The following is a 6,368-nucleotide window of genomic DNA, read 5'->3' as shown; positions in this document are numbered from 1 at the left end:
GTTTTCCAGTTTCATAAACTTCAACAATCATTTTTTTAAAATCATCGGTATATCTTTTTGATGTTTCTCTCATGTGAACACACTCCTAACTTAAAAATTATAGTTTAATATTTTTAATTATTTTGTGTCCACAATTTTATACTAGCACCAACGTTTAAGTAAAATGACTTTAACGAAGCTGAGTAATGCTTCCACAGCAATAAAGTGCTTAACTTCTTAATAAATATAATTATCAATCGATGGCTTTAATGAGGCTTGAAAAGAATAAAGAGCCGCAGCACAAAGCTACAGCTCTTTATTGTTTATTTAGTATAGTGTACGTGTAGTATTTTCTTGGCTTTACTACCACCTTTTTCTCCTAGGTAGTCCTCGTATAGTTTTAATATTGCTTCATTTTCATGGGATTTTCTGCGTTCGTGATTTAAATCATCCTTATATATGGCTTCCATCCTCTTCTTAAGAATGTTTCTGTCTCCTTTTATATAAGGTTGTCCTCCTCCACCTATACATCCTCCTGGGCAGGCCATAACTTCTATAAATTGATATTTTGAGTTTCCAGCATTTATATCCTTCATTACTTTTTCAGCATTTTTAAGGGAGTTTACTACTGCTATATTAATCTCTTTTCCAGCTATGTTAACTGTAGCTTCTTTAACTCCTTGAATTCCCCTTACTTCGTTAAAATTCACATTTTCTAAAGTTTCTTTGGTAATCCATTCATATGCACTTCTAAGGGCAGCCTCCATAACGCCTCCGCTGCTTCCAAAGATAACACCTGCTCCTGAGCTTACTCCTAGTGGATTATCAAACTCACCATCTTTTATATTTCTTATATCTAATCCAGCTTCTTTTATCATTGTAGCTAATTCTCTAGTTGTAATAACTAAATCTACATCTTTCATGTTATCTATCATCATTTCTTCTCTATCTGCCTCATTCTTTTTAGCAACACAAGGCATTACAGATACAACAACTATATCTTCTGGATTTATATTAAGCATCTCTGCTAAATAAGTTTTAGTTACTGCTCCTAGCATTTGATGTGGAGATTTACATGTTGATATTAAATTCATATTTTCTTTAAATTTTATTTCTGCAAACTTTACCCAAGCTGGACAGCAGCTTGTTATTAGTGGTAAGTTTTCATTTTTCTCTAATCTATGAATAAACTCATTTGCCTCTTCCATTATAGTTAAATCTGCTGCAAAGTTGGTATCAAACACCTTATCAAAGCCTAAAGCTTTTAATGCCCCAACCATCTTAGATGTGGTTATAGTTCCTGGTTCTAAATTAAACTCTTCTCCAAGGGCTACTCTTACCGCTGGAGCGGTCTGCACTACTACATACTTCTCTTTATTATCTAACATCTCCCAAACCTTTGGATAAGTTTGAACTTCTGTTAATGCACCTACTGGACATGCAGCTATACATTGTCCACAAAAAGTGCAGTTAGACTCAGTTAAGGGTTCATCAAAGAAGGTTGATACTACGGAGTCAAATCCTCTCCCTATTGTTGTAAGAAGATTAACTCTTTGAACATCGTTACAGGCTGTAACGCACCTTCTGCATAATATACATTTAGACATATCTCTAACTATTGCAGGTGAGGTTAAATCTAGTTTATGCATAGATATCTCACCTTTATATCTTATCTTTCTTATACCCATATCTGCTGCTAATTTTTGAAGCTCACAGTTAGCATTTTTAACACATTCAAGGCAATCAGTTGGGTGATCTGATAATAGTAACTCAATCATCATTTTTCTAGCATTTAATGCTCTTGGAGAATTGGTTCTAACTACCATACCATCTGAAACCTCAGTGCAACATGCTGGGACTAATTTTTTTCTATTTTCCAGTTCAACCATACATACTCTACAGGTACCTTTACAATTTTTTATTTCACCATCTTGCATAACCATATGGCATAATGTAGGTATTGTTATATCTAATTCTTTAGCAGCATCTAGAAGCATTGTGCCTTTTTCTACTTCTATGCTTTTATCATTAAGAATAATTTTTACTTTATCCATAATACTTCCCCCTATACCATTATTACTGCTTTAACTGGACATTCATTAAAGCAAGTTCCACATTTTATGCACTTATCTACATCTATTTCATGTTTTTCTTTAACCTTACCCTTAATGCAGTGTACAGGACAATTTCTAGCGCACTTAGTACAGCCAATACAATTATCTTCTATTGTATAAGTAAGCAAGTTTTTACAAACCTTAGATGCACATTTTTTATTAACTATATGATCCATATATTCATTGGTGAAATAATTCATAGTACTTAAAACTGGGTTTGGAGCTGATTGTCCAAGTCCACATAAGGATGTATCTTGAATGATTTCTGATAAATCTCTTAACGCACTTAGATCATCTCTACTACCTTTACCATCGGTTATTCTATTTAGTATTTCTAGTAATCTTTTATTACCTACTCTACAAGGAGTACACTTACCGCAGGACTCATCAACTATAAATTCCATATAAAATTTTGCAATGTCTACCATGCAGTTATCTTCATCCATTACAATCATTCCACCAGAACCCATCATTGAACCTATTTCTAATAAAGTTTCATATTCAATAGGCGTGTCAATTAAAGATGCAGGTATACATCCACCAGATGGACCACCGCTCTGTACTGCTTTTAGAGCTTTTCCATCTTTTATCCCTCCACCTATTTCATATATTATCTCTCTTAATGTTATCCCCATAGGAACTTCAACAAGTCCTACATTATTAATCTTTCCAGCTAAAGCGAAAACTTTAGTTCCTGTAGATTTAGGGGTTCCTATAGATGCATACCATGAGCCTCCGTTATTTATAATAGGAGCTATGTTTGAAAATGTCTCAACATTATTTACACAAGTCGGTTTTAACCACAATCCTTTTTCTGAAGTTCTAGGGGGTTTCATTGTAGGTTCCCCTCTCATTCCTTCTATAGAATGTATTAAAGCAGTAGCCTCTCCACATACAAAGGCTCCAGCTCCATATTTTATTTCAATATCAAAGTTAAAGTTACTTCCTAATATATTTTCTCCTAATAAGCCTGCGTTTTTTGCTTGTGAAATAGCAATCTTTAATCTATGAACAGCTAAGGGATATTCAGCCCTTATATATACAAATCCCTTGCTTGATCCTATAGAATATCCACATATAGCCATAGCTTCTATTACACTGTGTGGATCACCTTCTAATATAGCTCTATCCATAAATGCTCCTGGATCACCTTCATCAGCATTACAAATTACGTATTTTGTATCATTATTAGCTCTTTTTGTTGCTTCCCACTTCCTGCCTGTAGGGAAACCTCCGCCTCCTCTACCTCTAAGCCCTGATATTTTAACCTCATTAATAACTTCATCTTGAGTCATTTCTGATACAGCTTTTCCTAGTGCTTGATATCCTCCGCTAGCTATGACTTCTTCAATGTTTTCAGGGTCTATTATCCCGCAGTTTCTTAGTGCTATTCTATTTTGTTTTTTATAAAATGGCATTTCTTCTTGAGACAATAACTTTATTTTTGTTTCTGGATCTTCATACAATAATCTTTGAACTATATTCCCTTCTAATAGGTGACTAAAAACTATTTCCTGAACATCTTTTTCTGTTACCTGAGTATAAAATATATTGTCCGGTTGTATATGCATAATTGGGCCTCTAGCACAGAATCCAAAACATCCTGTAGCTATTACTTTAACACTATCTTTAAGACCAAGTTTCTCTATATTTTCATTAAGTGCATTTATTATTTCATCTGAGCCAGATGATTTACAGCCTGTCCCTCCGCAAACCATTATGTTTCTTTCTTTTACTAATTCAGTTCTCATTCCTCTTGATTTTCTTAAGTTTAATTTATGTGCGTATTTATTTTTTAAATCAATCAATTCACTATAATTGTTTATGATCTCCATCTTTATCAAACTCCTCACAACTCTTTAGAATGTTTATTACTTCTGATTTAGAAAAGTGTCCATATACCTTATTGTTAATAGATACTACAGGAGCTATTCCACATGCACCAACACATCTTAAGGTATCTAATGTAAAAAGACCATCTTCGGTAGTTTCGCCTTCTTTAATAGACAGCTGGGATTTAAACTCTTGAAGTATATCTCCCGCACCTCTAACAAAACATGCTGTTCCTGTACATACGCTTACAACAAATTTTCCTTTAGGTTTTGTTGAGAAGTAAGAGTAAAATGTAACAACTCCATAAACTTGTGATGGCGGAATACCTAACCTTTTTGCAATAAATACTTGAGTTTCTTCACTGACATAACCATATAATTCTTGGGCTTTATGAAGTACAGGTATTAGGGCAGCTTCATCGTTATTTTGTGTTTCAATAAATCTGTCCAGATCTTTGAATTTAGAACTTGTCTTACAATCACACATATTGTTTCTTCCTTTCATTATTTAATGCTAATAATTTAACAATGATATCTTAATTTTACACCCTCTTCCATATGTATACAATATAAATTGTTAGAATATTATCAATATTTAGAATAGACAATATTTTCTGTTTTTCTCGTATAAAAAAAGCCAAGAGCCTTATATGACGACTCTTGACTATAAAAATATTTTATTTATTTCTGTTATGTCCTATATAATCCATTATTATTAATGCTGTATCCTCTATAGCTCTTTGTGTGACATCTATAGTTTTGCAACCAACTTTTCGCATTATTTTATCGGCAAATTCAAATTCCTCTAAAACTCTTGCGTCCCCTGCATATTCTATACTAGAGGATATTCGATGGAATTTATCTAATCTTCTTTTTCTTATTTCAATAAGCTGAAGTGGATTTATAGTTAATCCAAAAACCTTTTTCTTATCTACTTGATAAAGTTCATCAGGTACACCTACCTCTGGAACTAGTGGTATGTTTATAGCTTTTATACCCTTGTTTGCTAAGTACATACATAAAGGAGTTTTTGAGGTTCTTGATAAACCTAGTAAAACAACATCTGCATTTTTTAGCCCTCTATAATCCTTACTATCATCATATTGCATCGCAAATTCCATAGCTTCAATTCTCTTAAAATATACCTCATCAGTTTTCCACATAGCTCCTGGATTGTAGTCTGGTAAAGTATTAATTATATTGGACGCTACATTTATTATAGGACCTAATACATTTATTATATTAATGTTTTTCTCTACACATTTTTGAGTCAAAAATTCTCTTACATTTACTGTTATAACTGTAGATATGACCATACATTGATCGCAACAAGCATCTATAGTTTTTATAACATCATCTACATCCTCTAATGTCTTTACATATGGTATTCTTTTAACTTCAACTTTTTCTTTAAACTGACTTGCTGCTGCATTTGCTACTTGTGCTGCAGTTTCACCTATAGAATCCGATATTGCATACATTGTTAACATATTTAAGCACTCCTTTTATACCCTATATTATTCCTATATAATCCTATAATATCTCAATTTTCTGAAAATTTCTACCTAAAATCCTTTAACTGTTTTAATATATCCATTTATGGATTTATGATATAATATCATAAGATATAAATGGGAGGATTTTTTATGAAAAAAGAAAAACTTGTAGCAATAGGTGTATTGCCTGTAATGTGGCTTGCCTATTTTTTATTCGAATTAGTAACTGGAAGATTAACCGATTCCTATAGTATTATTATGAATCTTCTTATAACTATATTATTCGCTTTAACAGGTTATATAATATATAAAATAGGTATAAATCACAAAAATGGCTTTTCAGCTAAAGTCCTTTGGCTAATATTCGGAATAATATTTTTAATTGATCAAGGTCTCAAACTTATCATTAAACTATATTTTTTCCATAAAGAATTTACTATTATAAAAGACTTTTTATACTTTTCACCTATAATTAATACTGAAGGTTCTTGGCTAAATGCACGTTTTGGTGCTGGTGTAAGCTTTAATTTATTAATTGTACTGAACATTTTAGCCCTACTTTTTTTCATCGAGATTTATAGATATTATAATTTCAAAGGAAATAAAGATTTCTGGGGCGATATGTGTTTTGTCTTCTTAATAGCAGGATGCCTATGTTCCTTAATAGATAAGGTATTCTATGGAGGAAGTTTAGATTTTATAGGTATAAGTAATTTATTTATAGCTGATTTTAAAGATATATATATAAATCTATCAATATTATTTTTATTTTTAGGTATGTACATAAATGGATATTTGACCAGCGAAGAGGATAGTACTATGAAAGAAGATATTGAGGGAGTAAAGGATTTTTTTGTTTTTATATTAAAAGATTTGAGATTAGTTAAGTAATAATTTAAGATAATTAGGAAATAATTTCATATATACGACATGAAAGGAAGTATATT

Annotated in this window: 5 protein-coding genes; 1 reads left to right on the top strand and 4 read right to left on the bottom strand. The window is 31.8% G+C overall.

Annotated features, from left to right (window positions below):
• Positions 1–302: 302 nt before the first annotated feature.
• From BUA92_RS21590 to BUA92_RS21575, 4 genes are all read right to left on the bottom strand, one after another.
• Positions 303–2,033 carry an NADH-dependent [FeFe] hydrogenase, group A6 gene (locus BUA92_RS21590; RefSeq protein WP_073022710.1) on the bottom strand — a complete coding sequence of 577 codons (1,731 nt, stop codon included), beginning with the start codon at positions 2,031–2,033 and terminating at the stop codon, positions 303–305.
• An 11-nt stretch (positions 2,034–2,044) separates the two neighbouring features.
• A complete protein-coding gene (locus BUA92_RS21585; protein WP_420022626.1) occupies positions 2,045–3,844 on the bottom strand; it encodes an NADH-ubiquinone oxidoreductase-F iron-sulfur binding region domain-containing protein in 1,800 nt (599 codons plus the stop codon).
• Between the two features lie 61 nt (positions 3,845–3,905).
• Positions 3,906–4,412 carry an NADH-quinone oxidoreductase subunit NuoE family protein gene (locus tag BUA92_RS21580; RefSeq protein WP_073022708.1) on the bottom strand — a complete coding sequence of 169 codons (507 nt, stop codon included), beginning with the start codon at positions 4,410–4,412 and terminating at the stop codon, positions 3,906–3,908.
• A gap of 190 nt (positions 4,413–4,602) precedes the next feature.
• Positions 4,603–5,415 (bottom strand): pyruvate, water dikinase regulatory protein, encoded by an 813-nt coding sequence (locus BUA92_RS21575; protein WP_073022707.1) that lies wholly within the window; start codon positions 5,413–5,415, stop codon positions 4,603–4,605.
• A 156-nt stretch (positions 5,416–5,571) separates the two neighbouring features.
• Between BUA92_RS21575 and BUA92_RS21570 the strand changes: the two genes are divergently transcribed.
• Entirely contained in the window at positions 5,572–6,312 is a 741-nt protein-coding gene (locus tag BUA92_RS21570) for a signal peptidase II (protein WP_073022706.1), read from the top strand.
• Positions 6,313–6,368: the final 56 nt, after the last annotated feature.

The sequence above is a fragment of the Clostridium intestinale DSM 6191 genome, assembly GCF_900130055.1.
GTDB lineage: Bacteria > Bacillota > Clostridia > Clostridiales > Clostridiaceae > Clostridium_T > Clostridium_T intestinale.
Note: the sequence above shows the minus strand (reverse complement) of the source record. Positions and strands in the feature narration are given on the sequence as shown.

What these genes read in the sequence shown, in the direction of transcription:
- BUA92_RS21580 (WP_073022708.1), bottom strand. Translation starts at nt 4,412, where the DNA reads ATGTGTGATTGTAAGACAAGTTCTAAATTCAAAGATCTGGACAGATTT.
- BUA92_RS21590 (WP_073022710.1), bottom strand. Translation starts at nt 2,033, where the DNA reads ATGGATAAAGTAAAAATTATTCTTAATGATAAAAGCATAGAAGTAGAA.
- BUA92_RS21570 (WP_073022706.1), top strand. Translation starts at nt 5,572, where the DNA reads ATGAAAAAAGAAAAACTTGTAGCAATAGGTGTATTGCCTGTAATGTGG.
- BUA92_RS21585 (WP_420022626.1), bottom strand. Translation starts at nt 3,844, where the DNA reads ATGAGAACTGAATTAGTAAAAGAAAGAAACATAATGGTTTGCGGAGGG.
- BUA92_RS21575 (WP_073022707.1), bottom strand. Translation starts at nt 5,415, where the DNA reads ATGTTAACAATGTATGCAATATCGGATTCTATAGGTGAAACTGCAGCA.